This is a genomic window from Xylanibacillus composti, assembly GCF_018403685.1.
Lineage (GTDB): Bacteria > Bacillota > Bacilli > Paenibacillales > K13 > Xylanibacillus > Xylanibacillus composti.
Window position 1 is genome coordinate 132,829 of record NZ_BOVK01000016.1, and the last position, 19,413, is coordinate 152,241.

A 19,413-nucleotide genomic window follows, 5' to 3' on the forward strand; every position below is an offset into this window, starting at 1 on the left:
TAACATCTTTCTATTCAGTATGAAGAGACTGGCGACAAATTAAACATCCTTTTCTGCCAAGACGCGAAGAAAGCCAACCAGCTTGCCTGGTTGGCTGTTCCTCGCGGTCCAAGCACGCTTGGACAGCTGCTTCATCCTAATACGCTGTTAAACCGTTGCCGGCTCACGCTCTTCGGAAATTTCGCTCAGCGCCTCTCCGGCCTCGTTCACAAAGATTTCACGCACGGCGAGGTCGCCGATCGCTACGATGCCGACGAGCTCCCCGTTTTCCACTACAGGCAGCCGTCTGATTTGATTTCTGGCCATCAGGTTTGCCGCCTCATCTACTGTCATTTCCGGCGACGCTGTCACAACATCCGTGGACATGACTTCCCTTACTTCAAAAGAACCCGAGCGTTTCTCAGCATAGCCGCGGACGACCAAGTCACGGTCAGTGACAACACCGATCAGCTTTTTGTTCTCAACTACAGGAATAAATCCAATATCATGTTCCTTCATCTTCACGGCAATTTCATAGACATTGTCCTGAAGTGTAATCGTCACACAGTCACGGCTCATGATGTCGCGCAATTTTTTCTCCATTTCCTGTTTCCTCCCTCTCAAGTGCAGTCCTATAGCCGTAATCAAGGCTACACCATTAAGATGCCCGGCAAAAACGCAAGCATGCCTGCTGATTGCGGCCATTTCCAACCAGCACTGACAGGGGATCATGTCAACCGGGTCAAGCGAATTTGCCTCCTTCTCGCTTCAGAAGCTTGCGTGCTTCTTGAAAACGTACTATCATGGGTAAAGAGCAAAAACGACTTTTTGAACCAATCCATTATCCAAAGCAAAGCGAGGAACGATAAGATGATTATTGAAAACAACGACCTTAAAGGACTCAAGAGCGAACTGAGCCATCTGGATGCCGTAACGGAAAGCCTGGGATTCGTACGTTGGCAGTGGGAATATTATCGCGCTACATATGACTGGAAGCTGGAGATGGACGGACAGGAGTACTATCTGCGCGTCAATACGCGCGCTATTGAGGGCAAGCTGGAGTCGCCTTCGGCCGTTCTCGAGTTGCAGGATGCTTATATTGGAAGAGCCACATTCCCGCATGGACTGGAATATGAGAGCGCTGTGCCCGATTCCGTCCGCAAGCAAGCAGAAGAGAAATTAAAACAGCTCAAAGACAAGCTTAGCTAGGGATTGGCAATGAATCCGTCCAAACGGGGCACACCCGACTTTATCTTGCTGGCGCTGACCATCCTCTTGGTGGGATTCGGCATATTGATGGTGTTCAGCGCCAGCTCACCTCGTGCCGCGCATCTGCTTGACGATCCGCTTTACTTTACTAAAAGGCAAATAATCTGGGCGATTCTCGGCACGATCTGCATGCTCTTCCTTATGAACATTCATTACACACGATGGAAGAAGTGGTTTGTGCCGTTTTTCTTTGGCTGCGTCATTCTGCTGCTATTGGTATTGACGCGCGACCCGGTGAATGGCGCACGAAGCTGGCTTTCCATAGGAAATTTCGGCATTCAGCCATCGGAATTTGTCAAGCTGGCGACCATATTGTATATGGCGGCGCTGATTGAAAAAAAAGGGGAAGCGTTTCGCGATTTGAAAAAAGGGCTGATGCCGGTCGTCGTCATCGTCGGCGTGGTCACCGGGCTGATTATGCTTCAGCCGGATTTTGGTACAGCCATGGTGTTTGTGATGACAACGGCTATCGTCATTATAGCTGGCGGAGCGCATTTGAAGCACATTATGGTTGGCGCGTCCTTGGCAGCGGTATGCAGCTTCATCCTCATCAACCTGTACTTATTAATCACAGACGGCAATGATTATCGCTTTCAACGGATTGCCACCTATCTCGACCCCTGGCATGATCCGCTCGGCTCAGGCTACAACATTATTCATTCGATGTATGCCTTCGGACATGGCGGACTGACAGGCGCCGGCTTCGGGCAAAGCATCGAGAAGCTGTTCTACTTGCCTTTTCCGTATACCGACTTTATTTTTTCCATCATTGGTGAAGAACTCGGTCTTATTGGGACACTTTTATTCCTGCTGACATACCTTGCCTTGCTTTGGAGAGGCATTATTGTCGCATTGCGGTGTCCGGATTTGTTCGGATCCGTAGTTGGGGTCGGGATTGTAAGTTTGCTGGCAATCCAGGCGCTGATCAATATTGGCGGCGTTAGCAATGCGATTCCGATGACTGGCGTGACGTTGCCTTTCATCAGCTACGGCGGTTCGTCCTTGCTGGCCAGCATGATCAGTATGGGCATACTGCTTAGCATTTCACGAGAAGTCAATCGAATCGGCAAATAATAACAATAACGCGATAAAAAAAAGGAGCTGCTTCAAAGTCGCTACATGACTTTGGGGCAGCTCCTTTTTGGAGATGAGGGCTGAAAGGCGCCCATGCAAGCCTTAACTCCCAAGCGCAATATATAGCGCCATCAACCCGAACAGCAGCACACAGAAATTCACGAGAACGAAGGAATAGCGCAGTGCGGGCGAGCGATGGAATTGAAACGGCGTTTTTAGAGCGCCCTCCCCTTCAAGGATAAACATCAGCAGCAATGCATGGATGATCGTATGCCCGACAATTTCCGTGAAGCCGAACACCGTCGTCGTGGCAATAAAGACAAGCGTGACCAATATGGACACAAAACGATTCAAGATGCCGACAATCAAGCTCCAGGCAAGTCCCAGCTCTATAAATGCGCTGATCAAGACGAAATGCTCCACGGTAAATCCGAAGGTGGGAACGTCGAAACGCTCTACAATGCCGAACGAAAGCTCCGGCATCGTCATCTTCTCCAGACCAGCCCATGCCAGAGAGAAGCCCAGCGTCAAATATAAGACCGGTGTTGCTGTATGGGAAGCGTATGTACGATGAATCCAGAGATAATAAATAATGCCGGCATAAAAAACATAATCCAAAGCATGAAACCATCCATACTGAAAAATGGCATAGCCATACAGCACAAGCAAGACGAACCCAACCAACGCCAGCGTCCTGCGCCTGAATAAGAAGAGGAACGCGATAAACTGAAGCGCTACTACCCACCAGGCATCTGCTGCAAATTCCGGCGCCAGGTAACTCCGGGTGGCGATTTGCATCACGAGCGAAACAGCCAGTCCTACCCGAAGCACCTCCGGAACATATCTTTTGTAACGATCCAGCGTTTCATGCAGTTTGGCAATAAAGCTGATGCGCTGCAGCGGTTCATTGAAAACGGCAGCGATGAGCAATCCGGTCAAGGTCACAGCGAACCAAAACCAAAAAGGCCCTGTCAGCACCTCTGCCATCGGCAGCGGCGTGCCTTGCTCGTCGCCAATAAACCATTTGACATGAAGCCATTGTATCCCTGTCGAACCTGCGTACATTTCCTCATCCCCCAAGATGTATGGTGCTCATCGCCTCGATGCCTGCCGCAGCCGGCGGCCTACGCCGGCGCAACAGGACTTCAAAAGGCTCGCTACATGTGGATAACCGGCAGCATGCGTGTCTCCTGCCTCATGGAAGAATGGCACAACGGGCATTCGGGCGCGGATGAAAAAGAAAAATCCTGCCGCATCCAGCCTGCGCATTCTTCGTTATCACATGACCATACATTTGTCTCTGCCTCAGGCACAGGCTCGGCCGCCTGCCTCGAAAAGAAAGCCATGCTGCATCTCCTCCCGACCGGATAGCTTATTATGATATACTTGTTTATTATGTCAAATTCCGTATGAATTCATGCGCCCGAAATACCGGATATCCATTTTTTTCTATAAAATGCCATATGTAAATTACAAAAGAAAAGCAGGACGTCTCTTTGAAAAGTGGATCAAAGAAACAGCCCTGCTCCTCCCTCCCCGGTTACTTTACGCGGTTGGCCTCATCGTGCTGCTGCTCTTCCTCTTTGAAGGCAACGCCCTCGACCTTGATATTGACCTCGACTACTGTCAGACCGGTCATATTCTCTACAGCTTCTTTCACATTTTCTTGCAGTTCTCTGCAAACCTCGTGTATTTTGCTGCCGTACTGCACAATAATGCGCAGATCAATCGCCGCTTCCAACTGACCCACTTCTACTGTGACCCCGCGCTGAACCTGCTTGCCGCTCAAACGCTTGGCCAACCCCTCGGAAATCCCTCCGGACATTGCTGCTACGCCGGACGTTTCCAAAGCCGCCAAACCGGCAATTGTCGCTACTACATCGTCAGATATACGTATCATACCGCCTTGCTCGATTTCGGACACGGTCATCACTCCTTGTAACCAATTACGATTATTGTAACCTTATCGGCGGTGAAAGTGCAAGGCAGGGAGTGCTGATTATGCCCTGCCATATAAAAAAAGAGCAGCCCGGGCGGAACTGTCCGATTCGTAACGGTACCACCGCCTTCAGGCTACTCTGCCTTTCTGCTTAAAGCTTCGTAAAGCTGGGCTAACCGACGCTCCAGATCGCTCAAGAGCTCCTTCCCCGCCGCCTCCACAATCAAGCCGGCACGGACAGCAAAATCAATTTGTCTGGAAAATCCGTACATCTGCGTATCCAGCACTTCTTCATACAGAGGACATTGGCGAGTGGTCAAGTTGGCCATTTGCACCTCTATCAAATTGGCGATTTTATCAGCATCCTGGCGGAGCAAATCCATCGCTTTACGGTTTAATCCGGGATGAAGTTCGGATGATGACATATTTGTTCCCCCCTGTGCTCTCATCATGCCAGTGGCTAGGGCTCGCTTGCTGCCCTCATCATAAGTTCTATGTTTTATATTAGACGAAATTCCCGGCAGAAACAAGAGGAGCTTGCAGTTTGTCCCTTACGCAAAAATACCGGCTTATTCTCAAGCAGAGAACAAGCCGGCCTTTGGTTCCAAGCGATTGCCTATTCAGCTACTTTGACGTTGAGCTGATGCTTGGCAAACACTTCCTTCATGGCTGCTTTCGCTTCTTCGGCATCAGGGCCATGCACATGCAGTTCATAGGAATGCGTGTTCAAGAGCGTTGTGAACAGACCCAGTATGCTTTTGACATCAATATATTTGTTTTCGAATTGAAGAACGATAGATGACGAGAACTTATTCGCCGTTTGCGAAATTTCAACAATAGCCGCATTTTTGTTGGACATAGGCCGATCCCTCCAATTGATTGATATGATCTTCGTATGTGCTATCCTCATCATACCTTGGAAATCTCGGGAAGCGCAAGCGAGAAATTGCACAAATTCATTTGGCATTTGTCACAAGCGTCTACTTCAGGTTCTCCGGGTTCAGCGGCTCAAGCTCTGGAACTACGAATCGCCCGTCCTTTCGAATCAGCAAGTCGTCAAAGTATATGTCCCCGCCCCCGTAGTCCGGGCGCTGAATCAAGACCAGATCCCAATGAATAGAGGATCGATTGCCGTTGTCAGCTTCTTCGTACGCTTGACCCGGCGTAAAATGAAGGCTGCCATCAATCTTCTCATCAAACAGAATGTCTTTCATCGGATGCTGAATAAAGGGGTTGATGCCCAGGCTGAATTCGCCTATGTAGCGAGCACCCTCATCGGTATCCAGAATGTCCAGCAGGCGCTCCGTCTCGTTGCAAGCGGCATCAACAATCCTTCCGTTTTCAAAACGGAAATAAATATTCTCAAACGTCGTTCCGCTGTAAATGGACGGCACATTAAAAGTGATCTCGCCGTTGACAGAGTCGCGAACAGGCGCGGTAAAGACCTCGCCATCCGGGATATTCAGCTTCCCATCGCACTTCACGGCAGGAATGCCTTTGATAGAAAAGGTCAAATCGGTATTCGGCGCCACCAAACGGACGCGATCCGTCTTTTCCATATAGGCGGCAAGCGCGTCCATCGCCTCTGACATTTTCCGATAGTCCAGGTTGCACACGTTGAAATAGAAATCCTCGAAAGCTTCTGTGCTCATATTCGCGAGCTGTGCCATCGAAGCATTCGGATATCGCATCACGACCCATTTGGTATGCTTGACTCTGCGTTCGGAATGAATCGGCCGCTTATACAGCATATCAAACAATCTCGATTTCTCGCCGGGAACATCGGACAATTCGTTGACATTATGGCCAGAGCGGATGCCGACGTACGCATCCATCATCTCCATCCGCTTGAGATCATATTCGGCCCACAGTTTGATCTGATCCTCGCTCGCCTGGCGAAGCAAGCGTCTGGTTACGCGCTTGTCCTCCAATTCGACGAACGGCATGCCTCCTTTCGCGTAGACGGCATCGATCAGACACAAAAGCAGCTCCCTTTCCTCCCCGATCATATCAATCAGCACTTTATCTCCAGCTTGAACATCTATGGAATAATCGACTAAATTTTGTGCCAGCTGGACAAACCGCGGATCACGCATCATGAATTCCTCCTTCGTTGCTGTCAGCTTCCATCGGCCGCAGCCTCGGGCACTAGCTGCTTGCTATCCGGCTGCAGCATATATCGGCTTCTTATCGTCTCCTGCATATTCTTTCCATCGCTAGTATAATGCAAGCGGGCCTCTACTTCAACCTGTTCCGGCAGGCCAGTGTCCCTGCGGATCGACATCGTATAGACCGCTTCCACTTCCGCCTCTTGCCACAGCGCCTCAATCAACTCCCTTTCCTCCGTTAATGGGCGACGTTCCCCACCCTGTGCCGCAGCCTGGTCCGCAAGAGCATCGAATTGGCGCAGCATTCTGGTGCGCATCGCGTCCGTGTACTCGGATCTGTTCATGGAAATATCGACGACGACATGATCCCCGTTGCCGGCTTGGCTGCTGAATGAGGCGCTTTCCATCATATCAGCGACATCTTCCAGCGGTACGACGGGCTGCCATACGCTCTCGGAATCGGCCGCTGCCCATGCCTCATGCTTATAGACCAGTTCGCCTCCTCGCGAGCCTTCCCACTGCCCGCTGTATTGCAATCCCTTTGAACCTTGCAGCGCGTCCAGCGCCGCTGCTGCCCATTCCTCGGCCGAGCGTTCTTCCTCCGGGACGCATGAAGCAAGCAGCAGTGTCAAGAGAAGAATGGAACACAACGCACCGCGCTGGCGTAACATGAACACAAAAAAACTCCCCCTTCCGCGAATACGATGTTATCGTATCCAGCATAGGCGAAGTTATACAGGCCTCCTGGCGCAAATTAGCCGAGCTTGATTTGGTTGCGTCCCGCATGCTTGGCCTCGTACAACGCCATGTCCGCCCGGTAAAACAAGCTCTCTACACTAACTTTTTCGTCCTCCCAGTTCCATTCGGACAAGCCGCACGAAATCGAAACCTTCGGATCTGTTTCTTCGTAGACACGCGAGCGAATGCGATCGGCTACTTGGGCCGCCTGATGCATCTTGGCTTGCGGCAGGTAGATGGCGATTTCTTCTCCGCCCCATCTGGCCGCAATATCCGAATCCCGGATGCAGGATCGAATAATCTGACTCACTTGTATCAGAATTTTATCCCCGACCTGATGACCGTATGTGTCGTTTATTTGCTTGAAGTGGTCGATATCAACGACTATGAGGCTCCCGCAGAAATCTTTCTTCTGCATGAAGTTGATTTGTTCATCTAGATAATGTCGGGCATATAAGCCAGTAAGGCGATCTGTAATGACCATTCGGCGCACTTCGGCGTGCAAGGAGGCATTGACCATGGCCAGTCCGATATGACCGGAGAGCACTTGCAGCAGCTTGAAGTTATCGTAGGAGAAATAATTCGGCTCCCGATGAGCGACCAGCACAACACCTATCACTTCCGAGCTGGCGATAATCGGCGAAGCCATCAAGGAGCGGGCTCCCGTTAAATCCATAAAGCGCGACGGTTTGCGGGGATCATGACGGTAATCCGAGACGATAAGAGGTTCTTTCGTCGATGTAACGGATCCGGCGAAACCATAATCAGGCGGGAAATGCTCATTGATCAATTTCGTTTCATTGCTGGCTTTGACAATCATGGTTCTCTGCTCAGGATCGACCTGCAGGATGCAGACCGAGTCCGCCTTGAAAATATCGATCAGCTCATGAGAAGCAAAATTGAATATTTCATTCAGCTTCAAGCTTTGATTCAGTCTGCGCGTGATCTCGTTAATCAGCCTTAGCTCACTGATCAGCAGGTTCGATTGCTCGTACAGCTTGGCGTTTTCAAACGCACTCCCCGCCGAGTCGGCAAGCAGCGCAATGAAGCGAACATCCGAGTCATCCAGCCATTCCTGCTTCGCAACAATTTGCAGCACACCGTATATGCCTTGCTTCCCTGCAAGCGGAACGGAAAGCCACTTCACCCGCTTGCCCTGCTCCTCCAGTTGAATCTTGCCTTCCATGAATGCCCGGGTGTTCGCATCGTCGAGAAACGGTCCAAATGTCAAAGGCTTGATGAAATAGGCGTTGCTGTGATAATCCTGCGACAAATAGATGTCAATCTCGGAAGCAGGGTATACCTCTTTCATATTGTCATAAACTTCCTGCAGCACCGCATCGACATCAATCGTTGCGTGAAGCTTCTGCACTGCGCGAAAAAGAACATCTTGTTTGCGCAGCCTCGCAAACCCTTCTTCCCATTCCAGCTTCTCCCGTCGTGCCGCCTCCACTGAACATGCAAGCATAGCGGTCCAAGCCTCCTTCGGAAGCTTGATCGGGGAGTTTGGAACAATCTGTACATACAGCCGACCGATACGGGCCTGATCTGACAATATCAGATCGGTGACATAAACATGCTCGTTCTTGCCCTGGTCTTCTCGAATGGATGCAAGCAGCCGATTTATTTCTTCACGCTCGCTCGCATCAGGCCGCAAGAACATCGCGATGGCATCCTTGGGCCCCCAAGCAACAGGTCGGTGGTCTGCATCCGTCAAAATCGCAATTCCATTGAATGCCATCCCGTACATATGCAGTTGTTCGAGCCATTGCATAAAGCCCCTGCCCAGATAGTCTTGCATAAGGATCCCTCTTTGATTTCGCTAATTTGGATCAGATCAGCTCTATTCTGTGTATGCGTCGTGATGTCTTTATTCTTTAGAGCAGACAAGATAAACACTACTATGCTAGGAAAATAGAAAGCATGTACCAGGCCCGCGGGCTCCCCAGAGTCAACCTTTTGAAAAGAGAAGCCGCAGATTACTGAAAATGGGATTTCAATAATTGGATGGAGAAAAGCCAAAAAATGCTTGGTCTGTGACACTGCAAATTCGAATGAGCCTGTGGCATTTCGTCATGCCATTTGCTATCCTTAATATGCAGTGCAAGATATCTCGGAGCGTGATTTGTATAGTTTGTATAAATAAGATACTAGCCAATCTATATTATAGTACATGTTTTCCCATCATCCTGCATTATCTTTTCGTGAACACGAAAAATGCTTGACATTAAAAAGCAACTAAGATATGAGGAGTTATTCCTTGACATCCCGTGCATGATTCCGTTACAATATGTTGTCGGAACGTATTTTATCCTGTTTATGTTGAGGTCGATCTATTGTTGCACCCTTGAGCGCGGAAGCTGTACGGGCAGCGGCTGAACTTCCCCTGCGGCAGAACCGCTCACAATAGCACCTCTTCCCTATAAATTAAATTTCATACAAAAAGGAGTCAATCGATACATGTCACGTTACACTGGACCTAAATTTAAATTGAGCCGTCGTCTGGGTATTTCCTTGAGCGGCACTGGCAAAGAACTGAAGCGCCCGTTTCCTCCTGGACAGCATGGCGCCAATCAACGCAGAAAGATTAGCGGCTACGGCCAGCAATTGATGGAGAAGCAAAAGCTCCGCCACATGTACGGCCTGAACGAGAAGCAATTCCGCAACTTGTTCTCGAAGGCGCTCAAGATGCAAGGGATCGCCGGTGAAAACTTCATGATCCTGCTGGAAAGCCGTTTGGACAACTTGGTTTACCGTCTTGGCCTGTCCAACTCCCGCGCAGGCGCTCGTCAGCTTGTCGCACATGGCCACATTACGGTTAACGGCAAAAAGGTAGACATTCCTTCCTATGCCGTGTCCGTAGGCGACATGATCGGTCTTCGCGAAAGAAGCCGCAGCCTGACAGTGATCAAGGAAGCGATCGAAGGACGCAATCACCTGCCGGCTTATCTGGAATTCAACGAGCAGGCTATGGAAGGCAAGTATATTCGTCTGCCTGAACGTGCCGAGCTCGCGCAAGAAATCGACGAAAAGCAAATCGTCGAATTTTACAGCCGTTAAGAATGGCTGCTGCAAAAGAAGCCTGTCCCCTCCATATCAAGGGGACAGGCTTCTTTTTAGCTATTATTGGAGCACGATTCGGGCAAATTTGCGTTTGCCTACTTGTACAATATCGCCATCCTTCACCGCGACATCGGCTTGCGGGTCCGATACCTTCTCCTGGTTAATGCGGACAGCTCCTTGCTGAATGCTGCGGCGCGCCTCGCCATTGGAAGCCTGCAAACCCAATTCGACCAGCAAGCGGATCAGCTTAATATTCCCCTCCTCCAACTCAGAAGCTGACAGCGTCCTTTCTTCGATTTCATCAGGCAAAGCTCCCTGTTGAAACACAGTCTTGAAGTGCGCTTCCGCTTGTTCCGCCGCTTCATCACCATGATACATGCGAACGAGCGTGCGGGCCAAGCGCATCTTCACATCCCTTGGATGAGCAGAACCGTCCGCCAGCCCCCGGCGAATGGCGTCCAACTCCGAATTGCTCAAATCCGTAGCCAGCTCGAAGTACTTCACCATCAATTCATCGGGAATGGACATGGATTTGCCATAGATTTCTTGCGGGGGTTCGTTAATCCCGATATAGTTGCCCAAGCTCTTGCTCATCTTCTGCGCGCCGTCGAGCCCTTCCAGCAACGGAAGCATCATGGCCACCTGCGCATCCGTACCGTATTCTCTCTGCAGCGTGCGACCCATCAGCAGATTGAATTTCTGATCCGTACCGCCTAACTCTATGTCACTTTTCAGCGCAACTGAATCATACCCTTGCATCAACGGGTAGAAAAATTCGTGAATGCTGATAGGCTGACCAGACTGATAGCGCTTGGTGAAATCATCTCTTTCCAGCATGCGCGCTACGGTCAATTTGGCAGACAGCTCAACCACCTGGGAGAAGGTCATTGGCGACAACCAGGAAGAATTGAAGTGCACCTCGGTCTTTTCGCTGTCCAATATCTTAAATATTTGCTCCTTGTACGTAGCGGCATTATGTTGGACATCCGCTTCACTCAATTGCTTTCTCGTCTCCGATTTGCCTGTTGGATCGCCAATGCGGCCTGTGAAATCCCCAATAATCAGCTGCACCGTATGACCCAGCTCTTGAAATTGACGCAGCTTGTGCAGGACAACCGTATGCCCGATATGAATGTCCGGAGCTGAAGGGTCAAGGCCGAGCTTCACTCTTAACGGCTCTCCTGTTACGACGGAACGTGCCAATTTGTCGCGAAACTCCTCCTCCGGCACGATCTCAACGACTCCTCGCCGCAGCGTTTCCAACTGATGCTCCACCATTTGCTGCTGTTCCTTGCTCAGCGTATCCCACTTGATTGTTTCCACAGCTATTTCTCCTTTCTTCACTTGCCGAAAGCCTCTGTCAACCTGCTAAGACGGCAGCGCTTCATCACTTAAATCGAAAAATCTCGATACTCCCGCAACTTTCGCGAAGAAAAATCTGTCTATATAGTTGAAAAAAGCAGCGCCAATCCGAGCAGAACGCAAAAAAACAGCCTCATCGTCTCTAGGGACGAGTTGGCTGCTCGCGGTACCACCCTATTGAAAGGCCGAATGCTGCCCGCAGCTTGCGCCGCTGGCACATACATAGACCTAACGCTCGATTTCAGTGATAACGGGATGATGTTGACCCGGGAGAAGACTACTGGGCTGCTGCAGCAGCATGTTCCCCTTCTCCAACTCCAGACGGTAATTCGGCTGCGAAGCCCGTACCGGTTCACACCTGCCACCGGCTCTCTGAGACGCGTGCATTTCGCGCTTACTGGCGTCCTTCCAAGTTGTTTGGCTTTTTTGTTTTATATCCTACAACTTTTATAGCATATTGGCGAAAACAAAGTCAAATTGTGATATAATGTATCCTGTTTATATTAGGGGAGGAACGACTTTTCATGTCAACGCAAAACAACAAACAAAAAACTTCGCGCATCATGAAAAAAGGCCTATGGATGTTCTGGGTGACGCTGAAATGGACACTCGCCTTTCTTATCGTCTGCGGCTTTGGCTTGGGCGGGTTGACTTTCGGCTATTTATCCGCCTTGGTAAAGGATGATCCTGTACGCCCTCATGCTGAGATGCAGGCGAAGATGGAAGAGAATGTGACGACCGGTTTCGTCTATTTCGGGGACGATTCGATGGTCGGCCAGCTTAGGGGAATCGATCGCAGATTGGCTACAATGGATGAGATTCCGTCAATCGTCATTGATGCCTTCCTGGCTACGGAAGACAATGACTTCTACGAACATATCGGAGTGGACTGGAGAGGTACGCTTCGGGCGGTCAAGGAACGGCTGCTGAATGAGGACATCCAAACGGGCGGAAGCACCATAACGCAGCAGGTTGCCCGCAACGTGTTTCTTACGCTGGAAGTGTCTACCGACCGCAAACTGAAGGAAATGCTGTTGGCCATGCGGCTGGAGCGACACTTTTCCAAGCAGCAAATTTTGCTTGCATACTTAAATTTAGTTCCTTTCGGCAACGGATCGAGCGGGTACAATGTGTATGGCATCAAGGCAGCGGCTCAAGGCATTTTCGATATCGATCCTAATCGGCTTAGCGACATGAACATCGCACAAGCGGCTTATTTGGCCGGCCTTCCAAAGAATCCGCCCGAATACTCGGCGTTCGACGGCTACGGTCAATTCAGCGAGCGCGGGTTCAACAATGCCATGAACCGGCAACGAGTCGTTCTCCGGCGCATGCTGGAAGAGAAGAAGATTACCAGCCAGCAGTATGAGGAGGCATTGGCCTTCGATATCCGCGCCTCATTGGCCCAGCCGCGCAAGAAGGCTTACAGCACATATCCGTATTTGATGCAGGAAGTAGAGAAGCGTGCCGCCATTTTGCTGCTCAAGCAGAAGCATCCGGACATGACAGAGGCAGATTTCCGCAAGAGCGAGAATCAGCAGCTGATTGCCAATCAGATCGAGGATATGCTTGGGCGGGGCTACAAGATTTACACGACGATTGATAAAGACATCTATGAAAGCATGCAGCAAATTGCCGCGAATCCCGAAAACTTTGCTCCGGACAACATTGAAGACAAGGGCGTAGAGCAGATCGGCGCTGTCATACTGGAGAACAAAACAGGCAAAATTCTGGGCATGATGGAAGGCCGCGGCTTCCACATCAGTGAATTCAACCATGCCACCCAGATGATTCGCCAGCCTGGCTCGACGATGAAGACGCTGGCGGCGTATTTGCCGGCGATCGAACAAGGCCTGGGACCGGGTTCGGTCATAGACGATTTGCCGCTCATTATGGAAGACGGCAGCAAGGGATATCACATCCCGAACAACTGGAACAACCGCTTCCATGGCCTGATGACCGCCCGCACGGCGCTGAATCAGTCCTATAATATTCCGGCGCTTGATCTGTTTAACAACGTTGTCGGCATAGAACATGCTTGGGATTTCGTCAAGCAATTGGGCATCACGACATTAAGCGAACAGGACAATTACGCAAGGACTGGGGTTATCGGCGGTCTTGAGCACGGGGTCACCGTAGAAGAAATTACGGGAGCCTATGCGGCGATTCCGAACGGCGGGATGTTCGCCGACCCATACTTGATCCGCAGGATTGAAGACTCGCAAGGTCAAATCGTGTATGAACACAACGAGGCTCCGCGCCAAGTGTTCTCCAAGGAAACGGCTTATTTGACCATCGACATGCTGCGAACGGTTATCGAGAATGGCACAGGCTCGAGAATCAAGCGTGAATTCAAGAACTACGGGAAAATCCCCGTTTCCGGCAAGACCGGTTCGACTCAGTTGGATCGCGACGCATGGTTTGTCGGCTTCTCGCCAGATATCACTGTCGGCGTATGGGCAGGATACGACAAAAACCATACATTGACCCAGCGATTAAATGAACCGCAAGGCCCCGGAACTCAACGGGCAATGAATATATGGTCGAGGATCATGGACCAAGCCATAGAACTGCATCCGGATTGGTTCACAACCGAAAAGTTCGAACGGCCTGAGCAAATCGTCAGCAAATCCGTATCCAGCATCACAGGCAAGCTGCCGAGCGCCAGGGTGTCAGAAGCCGGTCGGACCCATTCCGATTTATTCAACCAGCAGCATCTGCCGACCGAAGTAGACGATTCGATGGATACCTACAAGTACGTTACTTACAAGGGATTGAACTACTATCCGCAAGAGGGAACGCCATCGGATATGGTCCGGGAAGGTGTGCTGTTCAAGCGGAGCAAATCAGTAACCGAGCTGTACACGAATTTGGAAAATATTCTAAATCAGCTGCCGAACAACTTGAAACCGCGCAAAGGCAGCCGCGCCATGACGATTGCCGATTACTATGTGCCGGATTTGGCCAGAACAGCTCCTGAAGCAGTAGATCCCAGAACGGATGACGGCAATCCGCCTGCACCGCCTAGCAACGTCCAGGTAACCGTAATTGCGGATGGCACGGCCAAAATCAATTTCCAGGCCAGCGGCAGCCAGGATGTTGTCGGCTACAGACTATACCGTTCATTCAATGGCTCGCCTTATGAGCACAAGACAAGTGTTCTTGACGGAGAAGATCTTGTTGCGATCGATTACTTCTCCAACCAATATGCTTATGCTTATTATGTAACTGCCGTGGATGTTGCCGGCAAAGAATCGCAGCCAAGCAGCATTGTAACGCTGAACGGAACGGGAACCGCTCCTGCACCAGGAAGTCCGTCCGTTGAGACCCCGCCTGCTGACGGCGATTCTACGGATCTCGGTGATTTGTTCCCGGGGGATTTGATTGACGGTGGAGGACAGCAGATTGAGGAGGAGCCATCCGAGCCCACTGCGCCGCGTAATGTAGGCGCAGAGAGCGTCCAGGATGGCAGCGCGGTTCGGTTGAGCTGGAGTTCGAACCCTGCCAGCGAAGGGATTATTCGCTATGATGTGTATTACAGCGAAACCGAGCAAGGCGAATACCGCAAGATCGGATCCAGCAACACCACTCGCTTTACCTATACCAATGCGCCGCTAACTGGCTACTACGCCGTTACTGCGGTAACGGGACGAAGCGAGTCTCCGCGATCATCGCCAGCTTATTTCGCAGAAACCAATGAATAACCTGGCGCAAAAAAGAAGGGCTGGCGTTCGAGCAAACTAGATGCTCGGGCACCAGCCCTTCTTCATGCGTCAATGACAATAACCTTCCATCAGCAGCTTAATCCTCAATCGTGGACAAATCGCCGGTCGGCAAGTTCAACTCCCAAGCCTTCAAGACACGTCTCATAATCTTGCCGCTCCTTGTCTTGGGCAATTTGTCCTTAAATTCAATTTCCCGTGGCGCGGCGTGCGCCGACAGACCAACCTTGACGAACTTGGCAATGTCCTCCTTCAATTCTTCTGAGGGCGAGTAACCGTCGCGCAATGCTATAAATGCCTTGATGATTTCCCCGCGCATCGGGTCCGGCTTGCCGATAACGCCTGCCTCCGCTACGGCCGGGTGCTCCACAAGCTTGCTTTCCACCTCAAATGGACCGACTCGTTCACCAGAAGTATTGATGACATCATCGATGCGCCCCTGGAACCAGAAGTATCCGTCTTCGTCCCGATACGCCGAATCGCCGGAAATATACCAGCCTGGAATACGGAAGTATTCCTCGTACTTGGCCGGATTGTTCCAGATCTTGCGCATCATTGACGGCCATGGAGTCTTGATAGCCAGGTTGCCCATGCGGTATGGCGGCAGCTCATTGCCCTGGTCATCGATGATAGAGGCTTCTACGCCGGGAATCGGGCGTCCCATCGATCCTGGCTTGATGTCCATACAAGGATAGTTGCATATGAGCTGCGCGCCGGTTTCGGTCATCCACCAAGTATCATGGATACGCTTGCCATAGACTTTCTGTCCCCAACGAATCACTTCCGGATTCAAAGGCTCGCCGACGCTCAATACATGACGCAGACTGGATAGATCATGGGCCTTCACAGCCTCTTCGCCGGCGCCCATCAGCATCCGGAACGCCGTCGGGGCGCTGTACCATACTGTTACTTTGTATGTTTCAATCGTGGCGTACCAATCCTGCGGGCTAAAGCGCCCTCCCCGGATTACGTTTGTTGCGCCATTCAACCACGGGGCGAAAATGCCATAAGACGTCCCCGTAACCCATCCGGGATCTGCCGTGCACCAGTAGATGTCGTCCTCCTGCAAATCCAGCACGATCTTTCCTGTATAATAATGCTGAACCATCGCATTTTGCACATGATAGACACCTTTCGGCTTGCCAGTAGAGCCGGAAGTATAATGTATAAGGAGACCGTCCTCGCGATCCAGCCATACCGGTTCGAAATCTGCAGACTGCGCTTGCATGCCCTTCTTCATATCATAAATGCCGTCTGCCTCCTGCACTTGTTCGCCTACCAGCAATATGTGCTTGAGCTCCGGCAGCTCCGCCCGTGCCACACGCGGCAGCAGGTCGGGCGTTGTTACAATGGCCACGGCCCCGCTGTCCTGCAGCCGGTCCTTCACGGCCGTCTCCATAAAAGCTTCGAACAGCGGGCCCACGATCGCGCCGATCTTCAGCGCCCCAAGCAGGGCGAAATACAATTCAGGCGTGCGCGGCATAAAGATGAATACACGGTCACCCTTCGCGATACCGAGCTGACGCAAGTAATTTGCCGCACGGTTGCTGTGTCTGCGCATCTCCTCAAATGTATAGGACTCGTCACGGGTGCTGTCGCTGTAATACAAAGCCACCTTGTCTTTCCGCGCAGTTAAGGTATGGCGGTCAATCGCTTCATAGGCGATATTGACTTTGCCGCTCTCATGCCAGGAAAATGCTTGCTCGACAGTAGACCAGTCGAAGGCGGCTCTCGCATTCTCGTAATCGCCCAAATTTCCTTTGTCTGCAGTTGCTTTCAGAACTTCGCCTTGCAGCATGATACCCCTCCTCGTAGGATAAAACGCTTCCGTGAAGCGCTTGCAATCTTGTATAAATTGTGAACGTTTAGACCATGTATATTATAGCACAGCGCTCTTCATTCTGCTAGAATGAGGAAATAGAACGAAACCGAGGTGCTGCTATGTCTGTCCTTCATCGCAAACTGTACGCTCGTCGGAATATTTCTTTTCAAGGGAAGGCGTTAATCGTGGAGGGCCCTGTTGAGGCAGCACACTTGCAAGAGCTTCACATGCATCCGGGACTGAAAGCGTTCCGCAGGCCTGATGAACAGAAGGAAGCTTTGGTTGAAATTGCTACTCTTCCAGAAGGGAGAATCATATTGGCACGCGACCAAAACACCATCGTCGGCTATGTAACCTTCCACTATCCGGATGAGATGGAAACTTGGTCTTCCCCTTCCATGGAGGATCTTATTGAGCTCGGCGCAATTGAGGTAGCCAAGGATTATCGCGGCGCCGGTCTGGGAAAGCATCTGCTTCGCCTCGCTTTCTCGGCTGGCCAGTTGGAGAATGTCATCGTCTTCACAACAGAGTATTATTGGCATTGGGATTTGGAAGGAAGCGGATTGAGCGTTTGGGAGTACCGCAGGATGATGGAAGCTTTGATGCAGACAGTAGATATGGTTTGGTACGCAACAGACGACCCGGAGATTTGTTCGCATCCCGCGAACTGTTTAATGGTTCGTGTCGGCAAGGAAGTACCCCTCTCCTCTGTCGAACAATTTGATCGCGTACGATTTCGGAGACGCTTCATGTATTAGGAGGTTAGCATGTCAACATCAGCGATTTATATGTATCACCCGCGATTGCTCGAATACAGATTTGGCGACAGCCACCCCTTCAACCAGCAGCGGCTGCTGCTCACCAATGATTTGCTGGCTATGGTGCAGGCGCTCGATTCCACGCATATGGCCGAGCCTCGTTCGGCCAGCATGGAGGAATTGCTGATGGTGCATGAACCAAGCTTTGTCGAGGCTGTACGAGAGGCCAGCGTGCCAAATCGCGACGCTGCCGTAATGCGCCGCGCAGCGCAGTATGGGATCAACACGGATGACACTCCCTGCTTTGATCATATGCATGCGATCACCTCCTTCGTAGTGGGCGGCTCGCTGCGCGCGGCAGAGGAAGTGATGAGCGGCCGAAGCCGCCGCGCGCTCCACCTTGGCGGAGGCTTGCATCATGCGATGCCGGACCGTGGAGCCGGGTTTTGCGTCTACAATGACGCATCCGTCGCTATTGCCTCTATCCGCCGCCTCTATGACGCCCGCGTCCTGTATATCGATACAGACGTTCATCACGGCGATGGCGTCCAGCTCAGTTTTTATGCCGATCCGAACGTGATGACTTGCTCAATCCATGAAACCGGCAAGTATTTGTTTCCCGGCACCGGATACGTCCACGAGAGAGGAAATGCGGAAGGGTTCGGGTATGCCTTGAATATGCCGGTTGAGCCCTATACGGAGGATGAGTCATGGCTTGCCTGCTTCGAGGCCATGCTCGACAAGGCCGTGCGCTTCTTCCGGCCGGACGTCATTGTCAGCCAGCATGGCTGTGACGCCCATGCCTATGATCCCTTGTCCCATGTTCATTGCAGCATGAACATCTATCTTCGGATGCCTCAGCTGATTCGCGACGCTGCAGAAGCGTGGTGTGACGGAAGATGGATCGCCCTCGGAGGCGGGGGCTATGATATATGGCGAGTCGTGCCGAGAGCATGGAGCCTCCTATGGCTAGCAATGTCGGAGCACCCGCTGATCGGCGCGATTCAGCAGGACCCCGGACTGCGTCTGCCCGAATCATGGACGCGGAAGTGGCAGCCGCACAGCCCGGTGCCGCTGCCCGAGACGTGGCTCGACGATCCGGCAACCTGGGGAGCGATGCCGCGCAGAGCGGAGATCACAGCGAAGAACCAAGAGATGTTGGAGCTTGCGCTGCAGTACACATAAAAAGAGCGTACCAATAGCGCCGCCTTTCGCTATCATCTACGAAGGTCGCACATATGTATCTGCCCGCCTGTGCTGCCCTGATGCGTATCGTTGATGCCCATGCTGATGCTGCTGCCCTCTTCGCTCTAACGGAACGGACAGACGCTAATGGACCTTTTTTTGAACAGTTTACATTCTAACGGAACGGACAGACCTTAACATGTCGATACCCGGGACATTCAGCACCCCTTCTCGCCAATAAGCTCCTCTGCTTCCGTTAGAATTCAATTTCCCCGAAAGCAAGCCTGATAGCGTCTCCTGCTTCCGTTAGAGAGTGGATAATGGACATGAGGCAAGCATAGTCATACAATCGAGTAGGAGGGGGCGGCTAGCACCCGTCCTCTCACACCACCTA

17 protein-coding genes are annotated in these 19,413 nt (G+C 51.4%); 6 read left to right on the plus strand and 11 right to left on the minus strand.

What is annotated here, in order from left to right; translation table 11 throughout:
* Nucleotides 1–147 precede the first annotated feature (147 nt).
* The gene (locus XYCOK13_RS07585; protein ID WP_213411336.1) at nt 148–582 is read right to left on the minus strand and encodes a CBS domain-containing protein; all 435 of its coding nucleotides are present in this window, start codon (nt 580–582) and stop codon (nt 148–150) included.
* A 267-nt stretch (nt 583–849) separates the two neighbouring features.
* On the opposite strand from XYCOK13_RS07585, the gene XYCOK13_RS07590 reads away from it, so the two are divergent.
* A complete protein-coding gene (locus XYCOK13_RS07590) occupies nt 850–1,188 on the plus strand; it encodes a YugN family protein (protein WP_213411337.1) in 339 nt (112 codons plus the stop codon).
* 9 nt (nt 1,189–1,197) lie between these two features.
* On the plus strand, nt 1,198–2,322 hold the full coding sequence (gene ftsW / locus XYCOK13_RS07595; protein WP_213411338.1) for a putative lipid II flippase FtsW: 1,125 nt from the start codon (nt 1,198–1,200) through the stop codon (nt 2,320–2,322).
* Between the two features lie 102 nt (nt 2,323–2,424).
* On the opposite strand, the gene XYCOK13_RS07600 is transcribed toward ftsW, so the two are convergent.
* The 8 genes from XYCOK13_RS07600 to XYCOK13_RS07635 form a co-directional block, all read right to left on the minus strand.
* Entirely contained in the window at nt 2,425–3,387 is a 963-nt protein-coding gene (locus tag XYCOK13_RS07600; RefSeq protein ID WP_244865054.1) for a hypothetical protein, read from the minus strand.
* Between the two features lie 92 nt (nt 3,388–3,479).
* Nucleotides 3,480–3,668, minus strand: a complete 189-nt coding sequence (locus XYCOK13_RS07605) for a cold-shock protein (RefSeq protein WP_213411339.1) — start codon at nt 3,666–3,668, stop codon at nt 3,480–3,482.
* Nucleotides 3,669–3,862: 194 nt separating this feature from the next.
* Nucleotides 3,863–4,246 carry an Asp23/Gls24 family envelope stress response protein gene (locus XYCOK13_RS07610; protein WP_213411340.1) on the minus strand — a complete coding sequence of 128 codons (384 nt, stop codon included), beginning with the start codon at nt 4,244–4,246 and terminating at the stop codon, nt 3,863–3,865.
* Between the two features lie 149 nt (nt 4,247–4,395).
* Entirely contained in the window at nt 4,396–4,686 is a 291-nt protein-coding gene (locus XYCOK13_RS07615) for an Fpa/YlaN family protein (RefSeq protein WP_213411341.1), read from the minus strand.
* Between the two features lie 191 nt (nt 4,687–4,877).
* Complete coding sequence (locus tag XYCOK13_RS07620; protein ID WP_213411342.1) at nt 4,878–5,120, minus strand: HPr family phosphocarrier protein; 243 nt, start codon at nt 5,118–5,120, stop codon at nt 4,878–4,880.
* A 121-nt stretch (nt 5,121–5,241) separates the two neighbouring features.
* Nucleotides 5,242–6,357: an aminopeptidase gene (locus XYCOK13_RS07625; RefSeq protein WP_213411362.1), complete on the minus strand. Its 1,116-nt coding sequence runs from the start codon at nt 6,355–6,357 to the stop codon at nt 5,242–5,244.
* A gap of 23 nt (nt 6,358–6,380) precedes the next feature.
* Complete coding sequence (locus XYCOK13_RS07630; RefSeq protein ID WP_213411343.1) at nt 6,381–7,046, minus strand: hypothetical protein; 666 nt, start codon at nt 7,044–7,046, stop codon at nt 6,381–6,383.
* 77 nt (nt 7,047–7,123) lie between these two features.
* A complete protein-coding gene (locus XYCOK13_RS07635) occupies nt 7,124–8,908 on the minus strand; it encodes a diguanylate cyclase domain-containing protein (protein ID WP_213411344.1) in 1,785 nt (594 codons plus the stop codon).
* A gap of 659 nt (nt 8,909–9,567) precedes the next feature.
* On the opposite strand from XYCOK13_RS07635, the gene rpsD reads away from it, so the two are divergent.
* Nucleotides 9,568–10,167: a 30S ribosomal protein S4 gene (gene rpsD / locus XYCOK13_RS07640; RefSeq protein WP_213411345.1), complete on the plus strand. Its 600-nt coding sequence runs from the start codon at nt 9,568–9,570 to the stop codon at nt 10,165–10,167.
* Nucleotides 10,168–10,230: 63 nt separating this feature from the next.
* Here the strand turns inward: rpsD and tyrS are convergent, their stop codons facing one another.
* Nucleotides 10,231–11,484, minus strand: a complete 1,254-nt coding sequence (gene tyrS, locus XYCOK13_RS07645; protein ID WP_213411364.1) for a tyrosine--tRNA ligase — start codon at nt 11,482–11,484, stop codon at nt 10,231–10,233.
* Nucleotides 11,485–12,056: 572 nt separating this feature from the next.
* Between tyrS and XYCOK13_RS07650 the strand changes: the two genes are divergently transcribed.
* Nucleotides 12,057–15,236 (plus strand): transglycosylase domain-containing protein, encoded by a 3,180-nt coding sequence (locus XYCOK13_RS07650; RefSeq protein ID WP_244865055.1) that lies wholly within the window; start codon nt 12,057–12,059, stop codon nt 15,234–15,236.
* A gap of 97 nt (nt 15,237–15,333) precedes the next feature.
* On the opposite strand, the gene acsA is transcribed toward XYCOK13_RS07650, so the two are convergent.
* Nucleotides 15,334–17,052 carry an acetate--CoA ligase gene (acsA, locus tag XYCOK13_RS07655; protein ID WP_213411347.1) on the minus strand — a complete coding sequence of 573 codons (1,719 nt, stop codon included), beginning with the start codon at nt 17,050–17,052 and terminating at the stop codon, nt 15,334–15,336.
* A 143-nt stretch (nt 17,053–17,195) separates the two neighbouring features.
* On the opposite strand from acsA, the gene XYCOK13_RS07660 reads away from it, so the two are divergent.
* Both XYCOK13_RS07660 and XYCOK13_RS07665 read left to right on the plus strand, forming a co-directional pair.
* Nucleotides 17,196–17,834 carry a GNAT family N-acetyltransferase gene (locus XYCOK13_RS07660; protein WP_213411348.1) on the plus strand — a complete coding sequence of 213 codons (639 nt, stop codon included), beginning with the start codon at nt 17,196–17,198 and terminating at the stop codon, nt 17,832–17,834.
* Nucleotides 17,835–17,843: 9 nt separating this feature from the next.
* Nucleotides 17,844–19,019 (plus strand): acetoin utilization protein AcuC, encoded by a 1,176-nt coding sequence (locus XYCOK13_RS07665; protein ID WP_213411350.1) that lies wholly within the window; start codon nt 17,844–17,846, stop codon nt 19,017–19,019.
* The last annotated feature ends 394 nt before the right edge of the window (nt 19,020–19,413 follow it).